Genomic DNA, 26,085 nt, shown 5'->3' with positions numbered 1-26,085 from the left:
TAGCAAAGTTGTACGCCGGGGAGTTATCCCCGGCGTTTTTAATGCTGATGAGGAAGGCTGTGGATATGGGACAAAAAATGAGTATTCATGTCAACGTCCCTGGTTATCGAACGCCCAAAGAAGGCGTTCGATAATCTCACTGCGTGAGATCGGTTTTTCTGGCGGAAAAACCGACATATACTGAAAGCACTTTTTCTGAAGAAAAAGTGTTTTCCTACTGCGTTGAAAGTACATTCCGAGAAAAAAGTCCGTCAGGTCCTGAATACCTTGGTGTTCGTCCCTGACGGACTTTTTTCTCTCCATGTTCTTTCAAGCAGCAAGCCTAGTTGACATTGAAAACTCATTTTTTCTGGTTTTCGAAATGGCAAAATGACTTCTTGGGGGATTGGATAACTGGACTGGTGTGATGAAAATATATTTTAGTCCGCTTTGAATATGACTCCTGCGATTCCTGATAAAAGATGTTAAAACTGCCCACCTGTAATGATATACTTATACCAATAACGCGTCTGCGTTAATTCTTTTATGGGCTATGGTAGTGGGACTATGAATGAGGGGACAAAAAAAGCGATAGTTAAAAAGAAAAGAAAGAAGGGGAGGCTGCAGCTGAGCACCACCCAGATGATTGCGCTGAGTTTTCTGTTTACGATACTGGCTGGTACCGCGCTTCTGATGCTACCCTGGGCTACAGTTCCCGGGGAGACAACATCACTACTTACTGCACTTTTTACTGCCACCACATCTGTGTGTATAACGGGACTTGTGGTGGTTGATACATTTTCACACTGGACTGTATTCGGGCAGATAGTGATACTCATGCTTATTCAGGTTGGTGGTATAGGAGTGGTATGTTTGTCTGCGATACTCATGCTTCTATTCAGGAAGGGATTGTCTCTCAAGACCAGAGTTCTGATGATGGATTCATTCAATCTTGATTCCATAAAAGGCGTGGTTAAATTCTGTCGTCGGGTAATAAGAGATATCTTCATAGTTGAAGGAATAGGAGCACTGCTTTCGGCTTTTGTGTTTGTTCCGGAATTCGGTAAAGACAAGGGCATTTTCATTTCTGTATTTCATTCAATATCGGCATTCTGTAATGCAGGAATCGATCTCATCGGTTCAGACAGCTTGATAAGGTATAGCGGAAATTACTATATGCTCGGAATCACAATGATGCTTATAGTACTTGGAGGATTAGGCTTTGTGGTATGGTTTGACGTGATTGGCGCAGTGAAGACTCTGTTTACAAAAACCGAAGATCCCAAACGCATAAGACTTCAGGAACAGACCAGACTGGTGATTGCTTTGACTGCGGTTTTGATACTTAGTGGAGCAGTGCTCACATTTATCGCAGAACGGGGAAATCCAGAAACTCTGGGTAATATGTCATTAAGCGGAAAACTCTGGAACAGTGTATTTCAGTCTGTAACATTCAGAACAGCCGGATTTATGACTGTGTCTCAGAAGGGTCTAAGGGATGTAACGGCGTTCTTCGGACTTCTCTATATGTTTATAGGAGGTTCACCTATGGGGACGGCCGGAGGCGTGAAGTCTGTGACATTTTTTGCTTTGATACTTTATGCCATTAGTTCACTTAATCACCATCAGAAGCCGGTGATTTACAACAGGTCATTTTCCTTTGAAACCATACACAAGGCAGTAGCTATCATTATCATCAGTTTCCTTGTTACTGTTATCCTGAGTATCTTGCTAATGCTTACGAACCCGTGGGTAGTGCTTTCGGATGCGCTGTATGAAACCTTTAGTGCCACTGCTACGGTGGGGCTGTCAAGAAACCTTACAGCAAGCCTGAATCCGGCAGGTAAACTTGTGATTATTATTGCGATGTATCTCGGAAGAATCGGACCGATATCTCTTGTTATGTTTTTTAGAGGACAAAAAGACAGAGAGACCTTGCTGAACTGCGCAGAAGGAAAGTATTATATAGGATGATATTCGGGTTGTTATAGTACAACAGACACATATAGTTAGGCGGTAAGAGACAAGAAGTGTTGTTGTATATCGGATTAGATTGAAAAAACGGATAGAATAAAAATGGCTAAAAAACATAGTTTTATATAGTCTGTAAGATATATAACATCTGTGAGCCGTATATTACGGTCAAAAACATGCTTTTATATGGGAGAACGAGATGGGAGATAAAAAAACATTATCCATTGCAGTACTTGGACTGGGAAGATTTGGAAAATATACAGCCAGAGAACTGTTTGAAAACGGGGCAGATCTTTTGATTGCGGATAATGATGAGGAAGTGATAAATCAGATGGCTGAAATTGCGGAGATTGCAGTGACATGTGATCTTTCGGATCCTGAGGCTATAGAGAAGCTGGGGCTTGGTAATATGGATATAGTCATTGTGTGCATGGGAAGTAATCTGGATTCAAGCATCATGTGTACGCAGATTGCAAAGGAACAAGGGGTTCACAAGGTTATAGCCAAGGCCGGTTCTGAACGAATGGGCAAGGTGCTGAAGAAGCTTGGAGCGGATGAGATAGTATATCCGGAGAAGACCATGGCACATCTCACTGTTACAAAAATAATGGGAAGATAATTAAAGGAAGGGTTAATGATAGTCCGGTTGATGGATTGGTGAAGTCCATCAACCGGACTTTTTTAAAAGCAGAAAAAATGCAGACAGAGTGATAGATTTGTGGAAATGCTGAGTAACGTGTTTCCTACGGCCGGATTATTAATACAAAGTATTAATTTCCATTGAAAATCCAACCCAACCGCCGATGGCTTTTATGAAACACTGATAAAATATGCATTTCATTGGAACCAATGGAATGTTTATACCTGAACTAAGTAAAAAACGAACAAAAAGAAATAGTTCAAAAATTAAAAAGACATTATAGACGTCTTATATTGTATACAGAGTCAAAAAGGTATCTCATTATCGAGCTTGATTTTTATGATTATGTTCATCAACGATTTAAAGCGGCGATATTAGGGTGTCTTTTTTGTACGGACATGTGTATGCACAGAAAGAATAAAAGACATAATTAAAAGTTATCCATCACATTAAAAATGCTTATGTGTTATAAGAAGCTTAATTATTTCAATTGGTTGTAGATTATTTAACAGGATGATATAATCACAAGGCATGTTAAATATTGACACAAATAATATTAAATATAAGACATAAATTTGATTTATATGATTTCTTTTGTTGACAACATGGGAGGGCAAAATGAATTTTGATGAAGTAAACAAAGAGCTTATCTCTTTTTTAGATAACAGTCCTAATGCATTTTTTGCAGTGAGCAATATGTGTAAAACGTTGGATGAGGCCGGAATTATCCGTTTGTATGAGGGGAAGGCCTGGGAACTTGAAGAGGGGAAAGGATACTACGTAACCAGAAACGATTCCGCAGTTATTGCATTCCGTATACCAAAGAAGAATTACACAGGATTCCAGATGATGGCCAGCCATTGTGATTCTCCGGTTTTCAAGATTAAGACCAATGCGGAGATAACAATAGACAATCAGTATGTGAAGCTTAATGTTGAAAAGTATGGCGGAATGCTTTGCGCACCGTGGCTTGACAGACCGCTTTCTGTAGCCGGACGTGTTGTTGTTCAAACAGAAGAGGGTATAGAGACAAAGCTTGTAAATGTCGATCGCGATCTCATGATCATACCTAATCTTGCTATTCATATGAATCGTCAGGTGAACGACGGATATGCATTTAATGCACAGGTGGATATGCTTCCGCTTTTCTGCGAGAAGGGTGAAGAGTCTGATGTATTCATAAAACTTATAGCAGAAGAGGCCGGTGTAAAACCGGAAGACATCCTTGATACAGATCTTTTCCTGTACAACCGTATGAAGGGAACCATGCTCGGATTAAACAGAGAGTTTGTGGCAAGCGGACGTCTTGATGATCTCCAGTGTGCTTATGCTTCACTTCAGGGATTCCTTAAGGCGGAGCCAAAGGATTCAGTAGCTGTACATTGCGTATTTGATAATGAAGAAGTAGGTTCAGGTACAAAACAGGGTGCTGCAAGTACATTCCTTAAGGATACACTTCACCGTATAAACAGTGCCTTAGGCAAGACTGAAGATGAGTATCTCATGAGCATCGCTTCAAGTTTCCTTGTGTCAGCAGATAACGCTCATGCGGTTCATCCTAACCATAAAGATAAATCTGATCCGACAAACCGTCCTTATCTGAATAAGGGCATCGTGATCAAGTACAGTGCTAATCAGAAGTATACAACTGATGCTGTCTCAGGAGCTATTATGCGCGCTATCTGTAAGAAAGCGGAGGTTCCTTATCAGACATTTACCAACCGTTCCGATATGCTCGGCGGTTCAACTCTCGGAAACATTTCCCAGAGTCAGGTAGCTTTAAATACTGTGGATATAGGACTTCCACAGCTTGCCATGCATTCACCTTTCGAGACAGCGGGTGCAAGGGATACCGCTTATCTCATTGAGGCTGCAAGAGTCCTGTTCTCAGGCTCAATGGAAGGAACAGGGGACGGTAATTACAAACTGAAATTCTAAGGAAACACTGATTATATCAGGTTCCCCTGAAGAGCAGTAATTTGATATTGGCTTTATAAAAGTATTTATAAAGGTACTGCTTCTTAAAAATATGTGAGATTTCAGTATTATATGATTTTGTTTAATGGTTCATTATTATATATGATCTTTAAAAGAACAAATCATTATTATGTAATTAAAGCGGAGACTGATTAAGGCAGAAGAAAGAGTCAGCCTTCGCTTTTTACAGTCATATAGAGATTTTTTAGGGAGAGATATTGCTATATGGCTGACATAAGTCCTAAGGTTTCTCATGGTGGGTGAGGAATCGAAGGGCATAAACAGAGATACAAAAACTCATGCGGTATCTCTGAAAAAGCAGGACAGGAAATGTTTTGCAGGTATGAAAAGGAGAGTTTTGTTATGGATTCAAAACGTATCAAATGGACGACTCTCGCATTCATGGCGTTCTCAACAGTATGGGGCTTTGGTAACGTTCTGAATGGTTTCGTCTACTTCAACGGTATCCAGGTTATTTTCAGCTGGATTCTCATGTTTGCACTTTACTTCATTCCATATGCACTTATGGTTGGAGAGCTTGGCTCAGCATTCAAGGAGTCCGGCGGTGGCGTAAGCTCATGGATTTTAAAGACCACAGGTCCCAAGCTTGCATACTATGCAGGCTGGACATATTGGGCCTGCCACATTACTTACATCGCAAGTAAGTCATCAGGAGGACTTAAGGCTCTCAGCTGGGCAGTTTTCCGTAATGCAGAAACTTATGACACATTCCCTACACTGGGAGTTCAGCTTGTGACATTTGCAGTACTTCTTTTCTTCTGTTGGGTTGCCAGCCGTGGACTTAACCCTCTTAAGAAGCTTGCAACAATCGCAGGTTCAAGTATGTTTGTAATGTCTATCCTTTACATCATCATGATCTTCAGTGCCCGTGCTATCAACCCTAATGCAGACTATGTATCTATGGATTTCAGCATGAAGAGCCTTATCCCACAGTTTGATGTAAAGTACTTCACTTCACTTTCAATCCTTGTATTCGCTGTCGGCGGATGCGAGAAGATCTCTCCTTACGTTAATAAGGTAGAGAATCCAAGCAAGGGCTTCCCTAGATCAATGATCACTCTTGCAATCATGGTAGTTGTTTGTGCTATCCTCGGAACTATTGCTATGGGTATGATGTTCGATCCTGTAGCTATCAATGAGAACTTCAATGCTTATGTTTCAAATGGTTCTTACTGGGCATTCCAGAAGCTTGGAAACTACTATGGCATTGGTGATACACTTCTCATGGTTTATGCTCTTTGCAATGCTGTAGGACAGCTTTCAACACTTGTTATCAGTATCGATGCTCCTCTTCGTATGCTTCTTGACAACGAGGATGCACAGGAGTTCATCCCTACAGCTCTTCTTAAGAAGAACGATGCTGGTGCTTATGTAAATGGTATCAAGATGGTTGCAGTCCTTTCAGGTGCTATCATCCTTATCCAGTCATTCGTTCCGGGTGCTGCTGCCGTACTTAAGCAGCTTACAAAGCTTAACTCAGTATGTATGCCTATGAGATACCTTTGGGTATTTACAGCATATATTGCGCTTCGTAAGGCAGGCGAGAAGTATGCACCTGAGTATCGTTTCGTAAAGAACAACACCATCGCACTTGTTGCCGGTGGCTGGTGCTTCTTTGTAACAGCAGCATGCTGTCTGCTTGGTGTATATGATACAGATGCATTCACAATGTGTCTCAACATCGTAACACCTGTTGTTCTTACAGCACTTGGCGTTATTCTTCCTATCATTAAGAAGAACGAGAAGAATAACTCTAAACTTCATGAGAGAAAAGTAGGCTGATAGCCTATTGATATTATAAGGAACAGGTCGAAATTGACGGCATTCTTGCAATATCGCTCACAAATCAAACTATTGACTGAAAATGATCATTATAATGGCTGTTCGCTTAAGCGGACAGCCATTTTTGTTGTTAAAAATATCTAAAACCAGATGTAAAATGATGAGGAAGTTGTTAATATATGCCTATATGGTCGAAAATGCATATCTTGTAGGCAAAAATGTGAACATTTATGCATATAATGCTGTTAAAATACACATATGTGAGGCGATCGATGTGAGAAAATGATAAAGATTGCACAATAAAAACTGTAAAACAATGCCGGATATTCAGTATTCGGCGTGTAGATTAAGCTCATGGACTTTCATGATCTCATGAGTAAGTTATTAAACGGAGGAAAATTTATGAAGAAGAGACTTTTATCGGCTTTGATGGCAGGAACTATGGTAGCATCACTTGCTGCCTGCAGCCCATCGCCAACAGCACCTCAGGATGGCGGCAATGCCAAGGAAACATCCAAGGCAACAGAAGCTGCTACAGAGGCTTCCGGAGAAACGAAGGCTGCAACAGAAGAGAAATCGGCAGACGGCAATACTCTTACTGTTTACGCATGGGACAAAAACTTCAACATCCCGGCACTTAAGGCTGCTGAAGCTGATTATCAGAAGAATGTTAATCCTGATTTCAAGCTCGAAATTGTTGAGCAGTCACAGTCATCAGATGTAGAAAATGCAGTAACACTTGCCGGCTCTGCAGGTGACTACAGTACACTTCCTGATATCGTTCTTTTCCAGGATCACTACTTTAAGAAGTATGTAACGGATTTCCCTGATGCATGGGCAAGTTTTGAAGGAGCAGACATCAATTGGGATGATTTCGGACAGGAAAAGCTTTCATATTCAACCATTGATGGAGTACATTACGGAATGCCTGTAGATAACGGTACAGTTATCTTTGCATACAGAACAGATCTCCTTCAGGAGGCCGGATACACAATCGATGATATGAAGGGCATCTCATGGGACGAGTGGATCGAAGTTGGTAAGAAGGTTTATGACAAGACAGGCAAGTATCTTCTTTCAATGGATGGAGATGGAAATGATCTTCCTTACATGATGCTTCAGGCCGAGGGCGTTTCACAGTTCAAGGACGGAGATGTAAACCTTACAGAGAATGAGACCTTTAAGAAGATAATCGACGTTATCGTAAGAGGTGTTCAGGCTAATGCTATCTACCTTGCAAATGACTGGTCAGATTACACAGATCAGACAATCGTTGGCGATATGGTTGCAGGTGTTATGAATGGTAACTGGATCATCCCTACAATCAAACAGGTTTCTGACAACTCAGGAAAGTGGGAGATCACAAGCATGCCTACACTCGAAGGAAATGGCAAGGAAGGATTTGCTTCTAACGGTGGTTCATCACTTTACATCACATCTAACTGCAAGAACCTTGAGCTTGCTCAGGATTTCCTTGGAAAGACATTTGGTGCAGGTTCAACAGAAACATATGATACAGCTCTTAAAGAGGGCGGTGTTATCACATGTTCAATTTCAGCCGGTAAGTCAGATGTTTACAACGAGGGTATAGAGTACTTCAACAACACACCTGTTTATGCAGAGATCGTAGCTATGGGTGCAAATGTTCCTATCGTTGAGCAGAGCGATTATCACTATCCTACACGTACACAGGTTGCAGCTGCTATCCAGAATATCATCAGCGGTGCAGATGCAGATGCTTCTATCAAGGATGCAGAGGATCAGGTAAGATTCGCAATGCAGGGATAATAAGCAGATACGAATCTGCCGGAATCACCTGATTGACTTGATGATGAATGTAAAATGATGCAGCACATTGCACATGAATGTGTGTTGATGCTAAATAGTGAGTGGCAGGTACGTTTGACACTCATATCATAAAATGACTGACAGCAATTACACAGAATCAACAATGAAGAAATATACGGGCGGGGAGACGCCAAACCCTCCCCGCCCGTATTGTATCCAAAGGTAATATGATTCTGAAAATCCTGCACGAAAAAGTGTGCTATCGCCAATGTGTGGGTAGTAAATACTATTCCCACAGTATTTTCTTAATCTAAATTTTATCGTGAATGAAATACGGCATTAGACAGGAAAATGACCTGAATAGTGCAATAAGGAGGACTTATATGAATACAGAAAAGAAAGGAAGCAGTGTTCTTGCCAAACAGCATCGAGCAGGATGGTTTTTCCTACTGCCGGCAACCATACTGATCTTTGTATTAAACTTTTATCCGATGCTTCAGGCGTTCATCATTTCTTTAAAGAAAGGTTCTCCGGCAGCATTACAGTGGACTACACCGATATTCAACAACTACACACGTATGTTCCAGGACAAGCTGTTTATACGTTCCGTGGGTAACACATTTCTTTATCTGCTCATACAGGTCCCTATCATGCTGATTCTTGCCATACTTCTGGCTCAGCTTCTCAACAATAAGGATTTAAAATTCCGTGGACTGTTCCGCACTATGGTATTCCTGCCTTGTGCCACATCACTGGTATCCTATGCATTGATTTTTAAATCTTTATTTGCAACACAGGGACTCATCAATTCTGTTCTTGTAAATATTGGAATCTTTAAAGAGAATTTCAATTTTCTGGGAACTCCATGGTCTGCTAAGATGGTCATCATCATAGCTCTCATTTGGAGATGGACAGGCTACAACATGGTATTCTATCTTGCAGGACTTCAGAATATCGAGTATTCAGTTTATGAGGCTGCAAAGATTGACGGAGCAAACGGATGGGAGACCTTTTGGGGAATAACAGTACCGCTTCTCAGACCTGTTATCGTCATGACTTTTATAATGTCTATCAATGGTACACTTCAGCTCTTCGATGAGTCAATGAACCTTACAGGAGGCGGACCTGCAAACTCAACTATCACCATGTCCCACTATATCTACAATAACTCCTTCGGGCAGGGGGTTGGAAACTTTGGATACTCCTCAGCACTAAGCTTTGTAGTATTCATAATGGTTGCAGTTCTTGCATTTATCAATCTGAAAGTAGGTGACAAGCGTGACTAAGAATAATGAAATAAAAGCCAATTCTTCGGCCATACAGAAAAGACTTATACCAACTTATGTGTTTTTGATATTCTGGTGCCTGTTTTCAGTGTTTCCACTTTACTGGATGATAACGGCGGCCACCAATGCTTCTATAGAGATAGCAAGAGGTAAGATAGTGTTTGGTACCTATGCGGCCACCAATTTCAAGAATCTTCTTGCTGCGGAACCACTATTCAAATCACTTATGAATTCCTTCAAGTATTCGATTGTTCAGACGGTTCTCTGTCTCTTCATATGTTCACTTGCAGGATACGGATTCGAACTTTATCATGACAGCAAAAAGGATAAACTGTTCGGAGTGCTTCTTCTGGCCATGATGGTACCTCAGGTTGCAACTATGATTCCTCTGTTCAGAATGGTATCTAATGCACATCTTCTGAACACTGTATGGGCATTTATACTTCCATCCATCTCAACACCCTTCATGATCATGATGTTCAGACAGAACTCGCGAAATTTTCCGATAGATATCATGGAAGCGGCGAGACTTGACGGACTCAGTGAGTGGGAGATCTTCTTTAAGATGTATCTTCCTGTAATGAAGTCAACTTATGCGGCAGCAGCGGTTATCAGTTTTATGAATGCATGGAATTCATATATGTGGCCTAAGGTTGTCATGAATACAGATACCAGTGCCATGAATATGCCGATGCTTATTGCCAACCTTTCTGCCGGTTACACTGTTGATTATGGTCAGCTTATGATGGGCGTACTTTTCTGCTCTGTTCCCACAATGATCATTTTCTTCATATTACAAAAGCAGTTCGCGGAAGGTATCACAGGTTCTGTAAAGTAATGAAATATCAGTCAATGATTTGTCAGGTTTTCTTGTAAAACCTGACAAAACTATTGATACATACAACAAGTGAAGACATTAAGGGTTTTGATTGATAAAGAAAGAAGTGAATGTGATGGAAAAGTTTGATTATAGTATCGTAAAGGATCCAAAGATCTTTAAGATAAATGTGTTACCTCAGCTATCTGACCATATAGCATACAGGAATGAAGAAGAGTTAATGACAGGAAACTCAGGATTGAGATTCTCGCTTAACGGTCTATGGAAGTTTTCGTATGCCAAAAACTATAGAAGTACAATCCCAGGGTTCTATGAAGAAGGTTATGATGCCGAAGATTGGGAGGATATAAGAGTACCTGCTCACATACAGATGGAGGGATACGATATCCCGGCATATGTTAATACCCAGTACCCATGGGATGGAAGAGAACAGATTGAACCGGGAGAGATACCTGAGAGTTTTAATCCTGTAGGAAGCTATGTGAAGTATTTCACTGTACCGGAAAACTTTAAAAACAAACCGCTTTATATATCTTTTCAAGGAGTGGAATCAGGGTTTGCTCTTTGGATGAACGGACAGTTTGTAGGCTACAGCGAGGACAGCTTTACACCTTCTGATTTTCTGCTTACTCCATATGTGAAGGCAGGGGTGAATAAGCTAAGCGTGCAGGTGTTTAAGTGGACCGCCTCAAGCTGGCTTGAGGATCAGGATTTCTACCGTTTTTCCGGAATCTTCAGGGATGTATATCTCTATACCGTTCCGGAAGTTCATGTTTACGATCTCAAGGTGAAGGCATCTCTTGATAAGACATTAAAAGACGGTACACTTGAGGTGACGCTTGATCTCGGAAAGGCAGGAGGTTCTACGGAGTATGCATTATCATATGGTGATGATGTTGTACTCAGTGGGGAAGTGAAGAATGCAACGGGCTCTCTTCGTATAACAGGAAATGTTGATTCTCCGGAACTCTGGTCGGCAGAAGCTCCGAATCTTTACAGGTTAAGATTGACACTTAAGAATGATGGTGGGGTTGTTACCGAGGTTATTGAACAGGTTGTCGGATTCCGTCGTTTCGAGATGGATAACGGCATCATGAAGATAAACGGTAAGAGGATCGTATTTAATGGTGTTAACCGACATGAATTTTATACCGATAAAGGACGTGCGGCAGTGACATTGGAAGATGTGAGAGAAGATGTCATCGCAATGAAGAGAAACAATATCAATGCCGTAAGAACATCTCATTATCAGAATGCTCCTTACATATATCGTCTGTGTGATGAGTACGGACTCTATATGATAGCCGAGAACAACATGGAGACTCACGGTGTCTGGGATATGATAGCAAGAGGCCAGAAACCTCTTGAATATGCACTTCCCGGGAACAGGGAAGAGTACATCCCGATGCTTATGGACAGAATTAACAGCACATATCAGCTGGATAAGAATCATCCGTCTGTTATCATTTGGTCCATAGGTAATGAATCCTTTGGCGGCAGGGTGCCGCTTATGATGTCGGATAAATTCAGAGAATTGGATCCGGACAGACTGGTGCACTATGAAGGTGTGGATCATGATGACAGGTATCCTGATACTACGGATATGTATTCACAGATGTATACACCGGCTGCGAAAATAGAAGAATACTTGAAAATTCATACAGACAAGCCCTTTATTCTTTGTGAGTATACACATTCCATGGGCAATTCCAATGGAGGAATGTTCAAGTATACTGATCTTGCTGACAGAGAAGCGAGATATCAGGGAGGCTTCATATGGGATTATGTGGATCAGTCCCTTAGAAGAAAGAACCGGTTCGGTGAGGAGTACCAGGCTTACGGTGGGGATTGTGGAGAGAGACCTACGGACTATGAATTCAGCGGAAACGGTATAATGGACGGGAACCGTCAGGAGTATGCCGGAAAGATGCAGGAAGTAAAGTATTGCTTCCAGGGATTAAGGATAAGAGTTGAAGATGGGAAGATAAACATTTTCAACAGAAATCTGTTTACTGCTTCTTCTGAATGGAGATGCATTGTAAGTCTCAAAAAACAGGGAACAGAGCTTAAACGACAGGAACTTGAGACAGACGTTGAACCACTTGCAGAGAGGAACTATCAGGTTCCTTTCGATATGCCGGATGAGCCGGGCGAATATACCATTGATGTTTCATTCAGACTGAGAGAAAATACCTCTTGGGCAAAGAAGGGACATGAAGTGGCTTATGCTCAGGGGATCGTAAAAGTAGGAGAGTCTCAGCTTAAGGTAATGCATGAGGAGTCGATGAAGAAGCCATTTAAGGTGATTCGCGGTTCTGTTAATGTAGGTGTAAAGGGTGAGAACTTTGATATACTTATCTCTACATTGAGAGGCGGAATAACTTCGTACCGTTATGGTGGAAAAGAATTGGTTGGAGCAGTACCGAGACCTAACTTCTGGAGAGCTCCGACGGCCAATGATGAGGGAAACCAGATGGCAGGAAGATATGGTATCTGGAAGCTGGCTAGCCTGTATCAGACTACGGCACCACAGGAAGCAAGATTTGATGACGGATGGATGAAGGAAGCCATGAAGTATCCTGAGGTGTCAGAGTATGAGGATCATGTGGATGTATGCTTTAAGCATTGGTTGTTCCCTTCGGATAAATCGGTTTTTGCAACAGTGACCTACAGCGTTTACGGTGACGGAACCTGCAGAGTAACTATGGATTATAAGCCGGAAAAAGAACTTCCGCCTATGCCGGAATTCGGGTTCATGATGAAACTTGATTCAGATTTTGACAGGATAAAGTTTTACGGATATGGTCCTGAAGAAAACTACTGTGACAGAAATGCCGGAGCAAGACTCGGTATATATGAAACAACAGCAAGGGATTCGATGGCTCCTTATCTTGTACCGCAGGAGACCGGAAATCATACAGGCGTGAGATGGGCTCTGGTCACAGATCGAAGAGGACGCGGTATGAGATTCAGATGTTTTTCATCTGAGGGAATGGATTTTTCGGCTATTCCGTATACTCCGGAACAACTGGAGGAGGCAAGGCATTGGCATGAGCTTCCAAGAGTTGAAAATACTGTGGTACGTTGTTCTATGAAGCAGATGGGTATCGCGGGTGACGATTCCTGGGGTGCAAGAACGCATGAGGAATTCCTTGTTGATAATAAGAATTCACTGAAGTTCAGTTTTGAATTCAAGGGGGTTTGATTCCCGGTACACTGATTAAAAAGTATCTGAAAATTTGAGTGAGAGGAGATAATTGATGCCAAAGAAGAAACAGGAGATGCAGTATCGCTATTATGAGATGCCGGAAGATTCCTATATATTGCCGCTCCTGGGTGAAAGCTGGGTGAGAAAATACGGTGATGGTATCGACTATCTCCATTTTCACAATTACATGGAGATAGGAGTATGCCATAAGGGGACAGGAGAGATGGTTTTTGAGGACACGGTTTATCGTTTTGAACCGGGTTGCTTCACCATTATCCCGCCAAACTATCCTCATACTACCAATTCCGATCCGGAGACCTTCAGCTTTTGGGAATACCTTTTTGTTGATTGTGAGGGACTTGTACAGCATGTATTTGACTCTAAAGCAGACAATGCAAGGATAGCTGTCGATGAACTGTATAAAAGGCCGTATTTCTTTAAGGATGGGCAGGGAAAAGAACTGATGACCTGTATTGATTCCATATTAAGGGAGCAGAAGGAGAAGAAGCATCTCTATAAGCAGAAGAGCAACTCTTACCTTGTGAGCATGTTCATTGATATCATACGCATGAGTGAAGATAAATCGGATCATCTGAAGGATGAAAAGAAAGTTATCAAAGAAGAGTCCGGAGATATGGAACGCCTGGAACCGGCTCTGAGTTATATAAAGAGTCATTACATGGAGGAAATATATATCGGAGAACTTGCTGACCTTTGCGCTCTTTCCGAAACTCACTTCAGAAGACTGTTTAATGACAACATTCATCTGTCACCCCTTGAGTATGTGAATTCCATTCGTATACATGAGGCGTGTAAAGCGCTGAGGACAACGGATAAACCGATTCGTACAGTTGCTTTTGAAACAGGATTTACTTCGATTTCTACATTCCAAAGGAATTTCTTTAAATTTGTGGGAATGCCGACTCATGAGTGGAGGAATCATCCGGAGAATTACGAATATAAGCTGCAGCAATATAAGATAAGCACTTATGAGGGATGGTAAGACTTGAAATATTTTTCCTTTTAGTGCTATAATTCAGAAAAATTCTATAAGATCAGATTGCAAAGAAGCCGTCGTATATACATTGCGTATATAGGTCGGCTTTTTTGTCGTTAAAGTCTTAAATTAATGACGGGAAAATGAAGACCTAATTTAGAGATGAATACTTTAAAGCGATAATACTTAAAATCGCCTGAGCGGAGAAAAAAATTAACCGGATGCAGAAATATGGAATATTAAATGCTATTAGATATTTGCTATGACGACTATAGTATTAATGCTATAGAAGAATATCAGACATAACCTAAAATTTGCGACTTAAAAATATACAAATTATTGAGAATAACTGTCGGGCAATAAGGACATAAAGACATTGCGTCTTTATTGAAACACGCAAATAAAAATGCATAAACATTCTACTAAAGCATAATTATGCATTATAAGGTCAACTAACCGAGCATGAGTGTGGAATAAATGTATAAATAGTGCATATATAAAAAAGTTGACAAAACCGCCTCAAAGTTTTACCATTTAATCATTAACTGAAGAAAAAGTTATGGGATCTTTTGATTTCATAACAAAAACTATACTGCTGGTCTTCAGAGAGGGAGAGTTTATGAAGAAGTTATTATCATTAGTGATGACAGGCGTGATTGCAGCGAGTGCATTGACAGCATGCGGGAACCTTGAAGAGGTAAAAACAACAACAGCTGCTTCTGCAGGAACAGAGACCACTGCTGCTGCAGCCGCTGCCAATGCCGGTGCTGCTTCAGGTGAGGAAGTTGTATTCGGTACAGGTGGAACAACAGGAACATATTACGCAGTTGGCGGTGTTATGGCTACAGTTCTGAATCCTCTTATGCAGAACTCTCATCTCACTGTTACTTCAACCGGTGCTTCAAAGGCAAACATTCAGCTTATCGACGACGGAGATGCAGACATCGCTATCGTACAGAATGATGTTATGACATATGCTCATGAGGGAACAGATCTGTTTGCAGATGAAGGCGCATATGAGACATTTGCACCTGTAGCAGGCCTTTATGATGAGACAGTTCAGATCATTACATGTGGTGACGAGATAAAGACAGTAGCAGATCTTAAGGGCAAGACAGTATCAGTAGGTGATGCCGGTTCAGGTGTTGAGTTCAATGCCCGTCAGATTCTTGATGCTTACGGACTCAGCTTTGATGATATCAAGGTTGTTAATGCATCTTTCGGCGATTCAGCTGATTCACTTAAGGACGAGAAGATCGATGCAGCATTCATCGTAGCAGGTGCGCCTACAACAGCAGTTGTTGACCTTGCTACAACAAAGGATGTTCATCTTGTAGAGCTTGATGATGAACATATCAAGACATTACAGGATAAGTACAATTTCTACACAGCTACAACTATTCCGGGCGGAACATATAAGGGAACAGATGCAGATGCAAAGACAGTTTCCGTAAGAGCTACTATCATTGCTTCAACAAAGCTTTCCGATGACGTTGTTTACGAGATGCTTAAGGCTATGTTCGACAACAAGGATGCACTTGCTTCAGGTCATGCCAAGTTTGAACTTCTCAGCCTTGATGATGCAACAAAGGGTATCAGCATTCCATTCCATCCGGGTGCAAAGAAGTATTATGAGGAGCAGGGGATCACAGTTGAGTGATGGCCTTTGAATCAAAGATAAAAAAAAGGATTTTAGTAGCGGTGATTGCCTTGGTGGCGGTTGCCGCTACCGTTGTTATTTATATAGAGGCAGTTGGAATAGGTTTTCTGGTTCTGAGAGATGCTTCGAATGATATAATATATGCAAAGTATCATGTTTCTCAAGGCGACAGATTCAGCATTGGTTTCATACATTCGGTAAACAAGAGCCCTCTGATAGATTGTTATGAGATTAAAGAGGACGGAATCTATGTTGAGAAAACGATATATTACGGATTCGGAGCAGGTGTTCAGACAGAACTCTCTGAGGGGGAGAAGCTGGAGTATGGACCGGACGGAAGTATGATTGTATCAGGTTTTGACAAGAGAATGGATGATCTCATCTATTTTGTCGGTACTGTATCTGACCATACTTTGACTATTAATAACGGAGAGGGCATAAGCCTGAGAGACCTTTGCGGAAGGAATTCTGAGGTGAGATTCTCATATGAGAAGTGGAGGCTTTTTTGATTCTATCGGAGCTATCCGATAACTCCCGATTAAATAACGTTAAAAACGTTTTTAAATAAGCGAGAGAATGGAGGACACAACATTGGAAGAAAGAACAAATAACACAACAAAAGCTGTGGACGTTGGCAAGACAGGCGTTATGGCACAGCCGGCACAGTCTGCTGAAGCTCAGGCAGCTGTGGATGAGATCATGAAAAAGTATGATCGTGAGTCGAATACGAGACAGTGGAAGGGCGTGCCGGACATTGTGATTAAGGCGGCACTTGCTGTATTCTCTCTTTTTATGATCTATATGAATCTTTTTGCTGTGTGGGATGAACGTATCAGACGTCCTTTGTTTGTAGGCATCGTCATTCTGTTTATTTTCATTCTTTTTCCGGCGGGAAAGAATCATAAAGCAGCTCAAAAGGTGAACTACATACCTTTCTATGATGTGATACTGGCACTTATTGGTTCAGGAAGCTTTTTCTATTTTGTAATCAACAATCGTGAGATAATTAACCATGCAACGAGGATCAATCAGACTGAGATTATCCTTGGTGTTATAGGAATAGTGGTTCTTGCAGAGTGTTGCAGAAGAGTTACAGGTATTCCTATCGTAGTAGTTGCTTCACTGTTTGTGATATATGCATTTACAACAGGAGCGTCTCTCAGAAAGATAGTTTACAATCTGTTCTATACAACAACAGGTGTTATCGGTACACCAATCGGTGTATGTAGTACATATATCGTTCTCTTTATCATTTTCGGTGCATTCCTTGAGGCAACAGGCATTTCCGATTTCTTTATCCAGTGTGCCAATGCTCTTGCCGGTTCTGCCACCGGCGGTCCTGCAAAGGTTTCGGTTATCTCCAGTGCTCTTTGCGGTATGGTTTCAGGTTCATCGGTTGGAAATACCGTTACTACAGGTTCTGTTACTATCCCTATGATGAAGGATACAGGTTTCCCTGGAGACTTTGCCGGCGCTGTTGAGGCAGCCTCTTCAACAGGCGGACAGATCATGCCGCCTATCATGGGAGCTGCAGCCTTTCTTATGGCTGAGATGATCGGTGTACGTTATTCAGACATCGTAGTCAGAGCTATACTCCCGGCTATACTGTACTTCACCGGTATTTTCCTTATGGTTCATCTTCGTGCAAAGAGACTTGGACTCAAGGGTATCCCAAAGGAGAATCTTCCAAAGTGGAAAGACCTTCTTCCCAGGATTTATCTTCTTATTCCGCTTGTTGCACTGATTTATCTTATCTGTGCCGGTTATACTATGAGCCGTGCGGCCATCATTGCAACAGTGCTCTGTATCGTTGTCAGCATGTTTGACAAGAATCACCGTATGTCACCTAAAGACATCTTTAATGCTCTTGTGACCGGTGCAAAGAATACTCTTTCCATCGCAGCAGCCTGCGGTATCGCCGGTATCATCGCCGGAGTAGTCACCATGACAGGTCTTGGTCAGGTGTTTATATCTGCTATCGTAGGTGTATCGCACGGAAATCTGCTTATTGCACTCTTCCTTACCATGATCTGCTGTATCATCCTTGGAATGGGTGTTCCTACTACAGCAACATATATCATCATGGCAACCACATGTGCACCTATTCTTACAACAGGTATGGGACTTAATGCATTAAGTGCCAACATGTTTGTATTTTACTTCGGAATAGTTGCGGATATCACACCTCCTGTTGCGTTGGCTGCATATGCCGGTTCAGCTATTGCAAAGGCTGACCCTATGAAGACAGCAGTCAATGCTACAAGACTTGCTATCGGAGCATTCCTGGTGCCGTACATTTTCTCACTGAATCCTGCTATGCTTCTTATCAATACTAATGGCATAGGGGTAGTGATGATTGTTATAACAAGTTTCATCGGTATGTTTGCGATTTCGGCAGCTCTTGAAGGCTACACTATCAGACCTATCAACATGGTCACACGTATCATATGTGCCGTAGCCGGACTCATGATGCTGTATCCCGGAACAGTTACCGATATAATCGGTATTGTTATCATCGCTGCTATCATAGGTATGGAGATAGTACAGGGAAAAGGTCCCAGGAAAGCAGAGAAAGCGGCATGATGTCAGACCTTTATGAAAGAAAATAATAAATCATAAGATGATGTAAGGGTCAAAAGTACCAAATCACGTGCTTGCACGTTGATTTGAGACTTTATGACCCGCCCGAACACGAATAACGTAGTCGTTTTGCATAGCAAAAGGACCGAAGTTTGAGTGTTCAGCAGCACAACTGCCTTCGATTTTTAATCGAAGGAGCCACGCGGCTTTGAGCGCTTCAAAGGAATCTGTAAGGATTCCTGCTCTATGCACACGAATGTGTGCGTTAGCGCTAATCAGTGAGTGGCAAATACTTTTGACACTCACGTCATAAGATTATATAGAACCGTCTTGTCATTTTGGCAAGGCGGTTCTGTTTTATTACAGTCACGGCTTTATTAGTATTTAAGGTCAGATATCTTTGAGAGCGCTGATTAAGGTGATTATCCTACCGGATACGAATACAAGAGGAAAAAATGCCCAAAATGGTGAACCGGTTTACAACACATTTCACAAAGTTTTGAAATCGCTTACATTTTTGACCCAAAAGCCTTGAACCGAGTCTGTTAATAAACTATCATAATCTCGTAAAGTTAATATAAACGCCGAAAACAATAGAGATTAGAAGGGATTTATCCTGTCTCGTCTATCGATACCACAATATATATTCGAGGAAGATGATAAGGGATAGATTCATACTTGGTATCAGATTTAAGGCGAATAATAAAAAGGAGATATAACATGGCTGGAATACTTGATAAGTTTAGACTTGATGGCAAGGTTGCATGGGTTACAGGAGCTTCTTACGGACTTGGACTTGCGTATGCAAAGGCATTTGCAGAGGCCGGAGCAAAGAAGATTGTTTTCAATGATATCAATCAGGAACTTGTAGACAGAGGTATGGCTGAGTATAAAAAGGCCGGTATTGATGCTTACGGTGTTGTATGTGATGTCACAAACGAGGAGCAGGTTAATGCTCTTGTCAAGGATGTTGAAGAGAAGTTCGGAGGTGTAGACATTCTTGTAAACAACGCAGGTATCATCAAGAGAATCCCTATGACTGAGATGACAAAGCAGCAGTGGGATCAGGTTATCAATGTTGACCTTACAGGTCCATTCCTTTGCTCAAAGGCTGTTCTTCCCGGAATGATAAAGAAAAAGGCTGGAAAGATCATCAATGCATGCTCAATGATGTCAGAGCTTGGTCGTGAGACAGTTTCTGCTTATGCTGCTGCAAAGGGCGGTCTCAAGATGCTCACAAAGAATGTTTGCTCAGAGTATGGTCAGTATAACATTCAGTGTAATGCTATAGGACCAGGTTACATTGCAACTCCACAGACAGCAGCTCTTCGTGAGAAGCAGCCTGATGGTTCAATGGCGCCGTTTGACCGTTTCATCCGTTCAAAGACACCTGCTCAGAGATGGGGCGAGACAGAGGATCTTCAGGGACTTGCTGTATTCCTTGCTTCACCTGCGTCTGATTTCATCAACGGTCAGGTAGTTTACATTGATGGTGGTATCCTTGCCTACATTGGTCAGGATCCAAGCCAGCTTGATGAGTCAAAATTCCAGGAAGTTACAGGTGTAGAAGAAGTAAATGTAATTGATAAGTGATCCGGAACCGGTATTATTTGAATTCTCTGATATTTATAATGTAGTTTTTCTGCATAAATATATAAACAAATCCCCCTATGTGATAAGAAGCCTTTCCCGTCATGGGAAAGGCTTTTTGGATGGTATAGAATTGTAAGGGTCAAAAGTACCAAAGAATTAAGTTAAGTTATTTTCTGAGTTTATGTTTATGATTTTTATTGTAGAATTGGGGTATGAAAAAGACGGGGGAGGAAATATTAGTGTTAGATGTAGAAAAAATAATGTCTGAAATTACAACCATCTGTATGCAGGCCGGAAGTAAGCTATTGCTTGCGCTTGTCATCTTTATCGCCGGGCGGATAGTCATCGATCACATCATGAAGCTTGTTAAGAAAATCCATGCCATCGACAGGGCGGATAAGACCGTTGCAGGTTTCATCATTAGTGGTGTGAAGATAGTCCTTAATATAGTATTGCTTCTCAGTATCATAAGTGTTTTGGGAGTTCCCATGGCTTCGGTTATAACCATCCTGGCTTCGGCAGGTATGGCTATCGGTCTTTCACTTCAGGGGGCTCTCAGCAACATCGCCGGTGGAATAATGCTTCTGATATTCAGACCGTTTAACGTAGGAGAGTATATTCAGGCAAACGGGGTTGAAGGAGCAGTAAGAGCCATCAGCATCATGTACACAACACTTCTCACAAACGATAACAAGAAGATAATGATACCTAACGGCGAGCTCATGAATAAGAGCATTACCAACTTCTCATCGGAGGAGTTTAGAAGAGTGGATCTTCAGTTCAGCACAGGAAAAGGAGAGGATGTTGTTAAGGTTCAGAACATTCTCCTTGAGGTAATGAAGAACCATGCCAAAGTCCTTACGGATTCACCGGCCCATATGCCTTTTGCCTCCATAGATGGCGGGACTAATGAATCAATCATTTTTACAGCAAGAGCATGGGTTAAGACCGGGGACTACTGGACGGTATACTATGAACTTTTGCAGGAAATAACCATGTCACTTGGTACAGCCGGTATTTCTGCCCCGGAAATGAAGGTACTCGTTAAGGAGAACCAGAAAAACGCTATACTACACTACACATAAAGGAGATACTTACGATGCATAAGGAAACCAGACTCACATTTACTTCTGACTACATGGAAGGGGCACATCCCGAAATACTTAAAAGACTTATGGAAACCAATCTGGAAAAGTCTGTGGGGTACGGGCTGGATGAATATTCGGAATCAGCAAGGGAAAAGGTAAGAGCAGCCTGCGAATCACCGGATGCGGATGTATATTTCCTTGTGGGAGGGACTCAGGCCAATGCCACCATGGTGGATGCATTGCTCCGTCCCTATCAGGGAGTTATGGCGGCAAAGACAGGTCATATAAGTGGACATGAAGCAGGAGCGATCGAGTTCGGTGGACACAAGGTCCTGGAGCTTCCCCATCACGACGGAAAGCTTTCGGCTTCTGATATCCGTGACTGCATCAACAGATATAAACAGGATGATAATCGTGATCATACAGTTATGCCGGGTATGGTTTATATCTCACAGCCTACGGAGTACGGAACCCTTTATTCCTCAAATGAACTTAAAGAAATAAGTGATATATGCAGGGAAAACCATATCCCGCTTTATATGGACGGTGCGAGACTTGCATATGCTTTGGCCTGTCCTGAAAATGATGTGACACTTCCGGATATAGCAAAGCTCTGTGATGTATTTTACATCGGCGGAACCAAGTGCGGAGCTCTGTTCGGAGAGGCGGTGGTTATTCCGAAGCATGATTTCATTCCCCATCTTTTTACCATCATAAAGCAGCACGGAGCCCTTCTTGCCAAAGGACGCATCGCTGCGATACAGTTCGAGACATTATTTACCGATGACTTATATGGAAAAATCGGTGTTACGGCCATAAAGGCTGCTGATAAGATAAGAAAGGCCCTTAAAGATAAGGGATACAGCTCACCGATACTAGCACCGACAAACCAGATTTTTGTGCTTCTTACTGATGAGAAAGCAGCAGAGCTCAGAGAAAAAGTTGAGCTTGGCTTCTGGGAAAAACCCGATGCAGAGCATACGGTTCTTCGTATAGTTACAAGTTGGGCCACGAAGGATGAAGACGTGGAAAGGCTGATAGAGATACTGTGATATCGGCAAAAGAATATGTAACATAAATAATGGTTATTTGTTAATGTGCTTACATCTAAGTATAGTACAAAGTAATTCAATAAAATTGCAAGGGCGCAGCTGGATTATTTCGGCTGTGCCTTTTTTCGCGATAAGCCCATCAAGCGCCCAACCGGGCGTTGTGCTCGCACAAAAGACCGGTTAGTCATTTGACGGGCAACGCGGAATCGACCATCAGTGATGGGAGATTTATTTAGAAAAAAGAGTGAAGGTTGGATAACAGTATGAATGTAGCTGAGATGTTGGTGAAGGCCCTGGAACACGAAGGGGTGAAGTACGCATTTGGTATTCCGGGAGAGGAAAATCTGGATTTTGTTAAGGCTTTGTGCGACTCTGAACAGATAAAGACTGTGCTTGTGCGCCACGAGCAGGGAGCTGCTTTTATGGCGGATGTTTACGGAAGATTGACAGGTAAAGCGGGAGTGTGTTTTTCAACTCTCGGCCCGGGAGCAACTAATCTTATCACAGGAGTCGCGGATGCCAATGGTGACGGTGCGCCTCTTGTAGCTATCACCGCACAGGTAACCACCGAGAAAATGCCGCTGACTTCTCACCAGTACCTGGATCTGGATACATTGTTCCATCCCATCACCAAGAGGACAAAGATGCTGATGTCTCCGGCTTCGGTAACGGAGATAACCAGACTGGCCTTTAAGTATGCGGAGGGGGACAGACCCGGCGCAACCCACATTTGCATACCTCAGGATGTGGCTCAGATGCAGGTTCCGGAGGGGGCTTCACAAAAGCTCATAAAAAGACCGGTTTTGGGTTATGAACGTGCCGATGAAGATGAAATCGCTGAAGCTTCGGCGGAGATAAACAGGGCACAGCATCCGGTGATACTTGTAGGTCACGGGGCAGTGCTTGCAGGTGCGGGAAAGGCATTGACAGAGTTTGTGAACAGACTTCATATTCCTGTCATAAATACCATGATGGCCAAGGGAATAGTGTCCTATAAAAATCCATACTATATGTGTACTTTGGGTATTCCATGGAAGGACTACCCGAATATCATGCTTGATAAAGCGGATCTTGTCATCTGTATCGGCTATGATATCGTTGAACTTGCTCCCTCAAAGTGGAATAAGGATGTCTGCCACAGAATCATTCATATCGATGAAAGGATAGCTGACGTAAATAAGCATTATCAGCCGGATGTGGATGTGGTGGGAGATATCAGTCACTCCCTTGAAGAAATAATGCTGAACTGCGATGTAAAGGCAGAGCCCAAGGAGTTTCTTGATCTTAAGAAGCGGTTTGACAGTGAGCTGTCGGAATATGAAAAGGACACTTCTTTTCCGATGAAGCCTCAAAGGATACTTTTTGATGTGCGTAAGATTTTGGGACCTGAGGATATAGTTATCTCGGATGTAGGCGCCCATAAAATGTGGATTTCCAGATACTATAATTGCTATAAGCCAAACACCTGCCTCATATCAAACGGTTTTGCAACCATGGGAATATCTCTTCCGGGAGCCATTGCGGCAAAAATGATATATCCTGAGAAACGTGTTCTTGCCATATGTGGAGACGGTGGGTTCATGATGAATGTTCAGGAACTGGAAACTGCGGCAAGACTTAATGTTGCCATGGTGATCCTTGTGCTTGTTGATAACAGTTATGGGCTTATCAAGTGGAAGGAGTCCACCATATTCCATGAAGATTTCTGTGTAAATTTCACCAATCCCGATTTTGTGAAGCTTGCGGAATCAATGAGTTGTGCAGGTTTCAGGGTTGATTCTGCTGAGAGTTTTATTCCCGTCATGGATAAGGCGTTTCAATGCGGACGACCTGCAGTTGTAGAGTGCCCCGTTGACTACGCGGAAAACGATAAGCTGACAGAGCATCTTAAGAAGTTGACATGATGAATAAATAAAAGCATCGATGAAATGATTTAAATATTTTCATTGATGCTTTTTTAGTATTTATAACTGTATTTTTTGTTTCTTTTATCTGCTGCGACGGGTATAATATTGTATTCTGCGACTCATAGAGTAAGTATAGTATCACGTCGGATCCATAATACTTGAATCAGAAGGCTTGACCATAAAAAGGATATGATATGCGTGTTCGGGCGGGTCATAAAGTCTCAAATCAACGTACAAGCACGTGATTTGGTACTTTTGACCCTTAGATCATCAAATTATAGAAACTGGGGTTAAACGATGGAAAGTAATAATAAAAGTGAAACTAATAGCATAGTAACACCGGCAGCAAACGGATGGGCTCTTATGCCCATATTGATATTTCTTGTATTGTATCTTGGAAACGGTATATTCTTTGAATGCATCAGACCGATTGAAGGTGAGATGGGATTTTACATCATTTCGGTGGTGGTAGCCTTCGGTGTGGCACTGATTGCAGCATTCTTTCAGAACAGAAAACTGTCATTTGATGAAAAGATACATCTGTGTGCACAGGGAATAGGTGATGATAATATCACTATAATGCTGTTCATTTTTCTGCTCTCGGGAGCCTTCAGCGGAATAGCGGGAAAAGCGGGAGGAGCAGTCAGTACAGCCAACATGCTCTTAAATATCATCCCACCTGGATTTGCGGAGATGGGACTTTTCATTATCGCATGTCTTATATCCATGGCCATGGGAACCAGTGTGGGAACCATCACAGTGCTTGTCCCCATAGCCACCACAGTGGCTCAGAATGGCGGTTTTTCGATTCCTATGTGTGTAGGAACTGTGGTAGGAGGCGCCATGTTCGGGGATAACCTTTCCTTTATATCGGACACGACTATAGCTGCCACAAAGACCCAGGGAGTTCAAATGTCGGATAAGTTCCGGACCAATATAAAAACAGCACTTCCTTCTGCAATACTGACTCTTATGGTGATCCTTTTCCTGTCACTTAACAGTGAATCTGCACCCATGGAAAATTTTGAATATAATCCCTGGCTTGCAGCGCCGTATTTTGCAGTGCTTATACTGGCATTGCTGGGAGTCAATGTTTTTGCGGTACTTATGATAGGCATTGTTCTTTATCTTGGTGCCGGCTTACTGCTTGGTTCACTTGATTATGTCAGCGCATTTTCTGCCATGGGAAGCGGAACGGCAGGAATGTTTGAAACCATGATAGTAACAGTGCTTGTGGCATCAATATCAGCCCTCATGAAAGCGGGAGGAGGATTTGCAGCAATTCTCGAATTCATAAAAAAGCGGGCAACCGGTAAAAGAGGAGGCATGGCAGGTATTGGTCTTTTGACAGCATTTCTTGATATTGCGACAGCAAACAATACAGTGGCGATAGTGATAGCTGCTCCGATAGCCAAAGAAATAAGTGATGAGTATGATGTATCCGGCAGAGTTACAGCATCACTCCTGGATACATGTTCCTGTATAGCCCAGGGAATCATCCCTTACGGAGCACAACTTCTGATAGCTTCATCACTCTCAGGCATAAGCAGTATTGAGATCATTCCATGGCTTTTCTATCCCTTCATACTTTTGATATTTGTTGTGGCATCCATCATCAGAGCAAAATAAAACGTTTAAAAGAAAAGCATCAATGAAGTGATCAGAACTTCATTGATGCTTTTTAAGCGTTTATGTTTATCATTTGCTATTCTTTA

Annotated in this window: 17 protein-coding genes; all 17 read left to right on the top strand. The window is 42.1% G+C overall.

Features of this window, described 5'->3' with window-relative positions:
• The first annotated feature begins 546 nt into the window (after window positions 1-546).
• The 17 genes from BM294_RS06910 (at window position 547) to BM294_RS06830 (ending at window position 25,999) form a co-directional block, all read left to right on the top strand.
• Complete coding sequence (locus BM294_RS06910; RefSeq protein WP_175494583.1) at window positions 547-1,953, top strand: TrkH family potassium uptake protein; 1,407 nt, start codon at window positions 547-549, stop codon at window positions 1,951-1,953.
• A gap of 199 nt (window positions 1,954-2,152) precedes the next feature.
• Window positions 2,153-2,572: a potassium channel family protein gene (locus BM294_RS06905; RefSeq protein ID WP_091206082.1), complete on the top strand. Its 420-nt coding sequence runs from the start codon at window positions 2,153-2,155 to the stop codon at window positions 2,570-2,572.
• A gap of 639 nt (window positions 2,573-3,211) precedes the next feature.
• On the top strand, window positions 3,212-4,531 hold the full coding sequence (locus BM294_RS06900) for a M18 family aminopeptidase (protein WP_091206079.1): 1,320 nt from the start codon (window positions 3,212-3,214) through the stop codon (window positions 4,529-4,531).
• A gap of 402 nt (window positions 4,532-4,933) precedes the next feature.
• Window positions 4,934-6,373, top strand: coding sequence for an APC family permease (locus BM294_RS06895; protein WP_091206332.1), 1,440 nt, complete (start codon window positions 4,934-4,936; stop codon window positions 6,371-6,373).
• Between the two features lie 402 nt (window positions 6,374-6,775).
• Window positions 6,776-8,161: an ABC transporter substrate-binding protein gene (locus BM294_RS06890; RefSeq protein WP_091206078.1), complete on the top strand. Its 1,386-nt coding sequence runs from the start codon at window positions 6,776-6,778 to the stop codon at window positions 8,159-8,161.
• Window positions 8,162-8,544: 383 nt separating this feature from the next.
• A complete protein-coding gene (locus BM294_RS06885) occupies window positions 8,545-9,447 on the top strand; it encodes a carbohydrate ABC transporter permease (protein WP_091206075.1) in 903 nt (300 codons plus the stop codon).
• The gene (locus BM294_RS06880) at window positions 9,440-10,285 is read left to right on the top strand and encodes a carbohydrate ABC transporter permease (RefSeq protein WP_330389830.1); all 846 of its coding nucleotides are present in this window, start codon (window positions 9,440-9,442) and stop codon (window positions 10,283-10,285) included. Before BM294_RS06885 ends, BM294_RS06880 begins: the two co-directional genes overlap by 8 nt.
• Window positions 10,286-10,400: 115 nt before the next feature.
• On the top strand, window positions 10,401-13,490 hold the full coding sequence (locus BM294_RS06875) for a beta-galactosidase, LacZ type (protein ID WP_091206072.1): 3,090 nt from the start codon (window positions 10,401-10,403) through the stop codon (window positions 13,488-13,490).
• A 55-nt stretch (window positions 13,491-13,545) separates the two neighbouring features.
• Window positions 13,546-14,496 (top strand): AraC family transcriptional regulator, encoded by a 951-nt coding sequence (locus tag BM294_RS06870; RefSeq protein WP_091206070.1) that lies wholly within the window; start codon window positions 13,546-13,548, stop codon window positions 14,494-14,496.
• Between the two features lie 613 nt (window positions 14,497-15,109).
• Complete coding sequence (locus BM294_RS06865; protein WP_091206327.1) at window positions 15,110-16,150, top strand: TAXI family TRAP transporter solute-binding subunit; 1,041 nt, start codon at window positions 15,110-15,112, stop codon at window positions 16,148-16,150.
• A complete protein-coding gene (locus BM294_RS06860) occupies window positions 16,150-16,659 on the top strand; it encodes a DUF1850 domain-containing protein (protein WP_091206067.1) in 510 nt (169 codons plus the stop codon). Before BM294_RS06865 ends, BM294_RS06860 begins: the two co-directional genes overlap by 1 nt.
• An 82-nt stretch (window positions 16,660-16,741) precedes the next feature.
• Window positions 16,742-18,733 carry a TRAP transporter permease gene (locus BM294_RS06855; protein ID WP_330389829.1) on the top strand — a complete coding sequence of 664 codons (1,992 nt, stop codon included), beginning with the start codon at window positions 16,742-16,744 and terminating at the stop codon, window positions 18,731-18,733.
• A gap of 717 nt (window positions 18,734-19,450) precedes the next feature.
• Window positions 19,451-20,323 (top strand): gluconate 5-dehydrogenase, encoded by an 873-nt coding sequence (locus BM294_RS06850; protein ID WP_091206064.1) that lies wholly within the window; start codon window positions 19,451-19,453, stop codon window positions 20,321-20,323.
• A gap of 239 nt (window positions 20,324-20,562) precedes the next feature.
• Window positions 20,563-21,408, top strand: a complete 846-nt coding sequence (locus tag BM294_RS06845; RefSeq protein ID WP_175494581.1) for a mechanosensitive ion channel family protein — start codon at window positions 20,563-20,565, stop codon at window positions 21,406-21,408.
• Window positions 21,409-21,422: 14 nt separating this feature from the next.
• Complete coding sequence (locus BM294_RS06840; RefSeq protein WP_091206059.1) at window positions 21,423-22,463, top strand: threonine aldolase family protein; 1,041 nt, start codon at window positions 21,423-21,425, stop codon at window positions 22,461-22,463.
• Between the two features lie 251 nt (window positions 22,464-22,714).
• A complete protein-coding gene (locus BM294_RS06835) occupies window positions 22,715-24,367 on the top strand; it encodes an acetolactate synthase large subunit (protein WP_330389828.1) in 1,653 nt (550 codons plus the stop codon).
• A 300-nt stretch (window positions 24,368-24,667) separates the two neighbouring features.
• Window positions 24,668-25,999 (top strand): Na+/H+ antiporter NhaC family protein, encoded by a 1,332-nt coding sequence (locus tag BM294_RS06830; protein WP_091206054.1) that lies wholly within the window; start codon window positions 24,668-24,670, stop codon window positions 25,997-25,999.
• Window positions 26,000-26,085: the final 86 nt, after the last annotated feature.

The organism is Oribacterium sp. WCC10, assembly GCF_900113415.1.
In the GTDB taxonomy this organism is placed as follows: Bacteria; Bacillota; Clostridia; order Lachnospirales; family Lachnospiraceae; genus Oribacterium.
The sequence above is the reverse complement of the archived record's forward strand: the minus strand, read 5'-3'. Positions and strand labels throughout refer to the sequence as shown.

Bases quoted from the DNA above. Each gene is read 5' to 3' on its own strand.
- BM294_RS06875 (WP_091206072.1), top strand. From the start codon at position 10,401: ATGGAAAAGTTTGATTATAGTATCGTAAAGGATCCAAAGATCTTTAAG.
- BM294_RS06900 (WP_091206079.1), top strand. From the start codon at position 3,212: ATGAATTTTGATGAAGTAAACAAAGAGCTTATCTCTTTTTTAGATAAC.
- BM294_RS06895 (WP_091206332.1), top strand. From the start codon at position 4,934: ATGGATTCAAAACGTATCAAATGGACGACTCTCGCATTCATGGCGTTC.
- BM294_RS06905 (WP_091206082.1), top strand. From the start codon at position 2,153: ATGGGAGATAAAAAAACATTATCCATTGCAGTACTTGGACTGGGAAGA.
- BM294_RS06850 (WP_091206064.1), top strand. From the start codon at position 19,451: ATGGCTGGAATACTTGATAAGTTTAGACTTGATGGCAAGGTTGCATGG.
- BM294_RS06910 (WP_175494583.1), top strand. From the start codon at position 547: ATGAATGAGGGGACAAAAAAAGCGATAGTTAAAAAGAAAAGAAAGAAG.
- BM294_RS06865 (WP_091206327.1), top strand. From the start codon at position 15,110: ATGAAGAAGTTATTATCATTAGTGATGACAGGCGTGATTGCAGCGAGT.
- BM294_RS06840 (WP_091206059.1), top strand. From the start codon at position 21,423: ATGCATAAGGAAACCAGACTCACATTTACTTCTGACTACATGGAAGGG.
- BM294_RS06860 (WP_091206067.1), top strand. From the start codon at position 16,150: ATGGCCTTTGAATCAAAGATAAAAAAAAGGATTTTAGTAGCGGTGATT.
- BM294_RS06890 (WP_091206078.1), top strand. From the start codon at position 6,776: ATGAAGAAGAGACTTTTATCGGCTTTGATGGCAGGAACTATGGTAGCA.
- BM294_RS06830 (WP_091206054.1), top strand. From the start codon at position 24,668: ATGGAAAGTAATAATAAAAGTGAAACTAATAGCATAGTAACACCGGCA.
- BM294_RS06885 (WP_091206075.1), top strand. From the start codon at position 8,545: ATGAATACAGAAAAGAAAGGAAGCAGTGTTCTTGCCAAACAGCATCGA.
- BM294_RS06870 (WP_091206070.1), top strand. From the start codon at position 13,546: ATGCCAAAGAAGAAACAGGAGATGCAGTATCGCTATTATGAGATGCCG.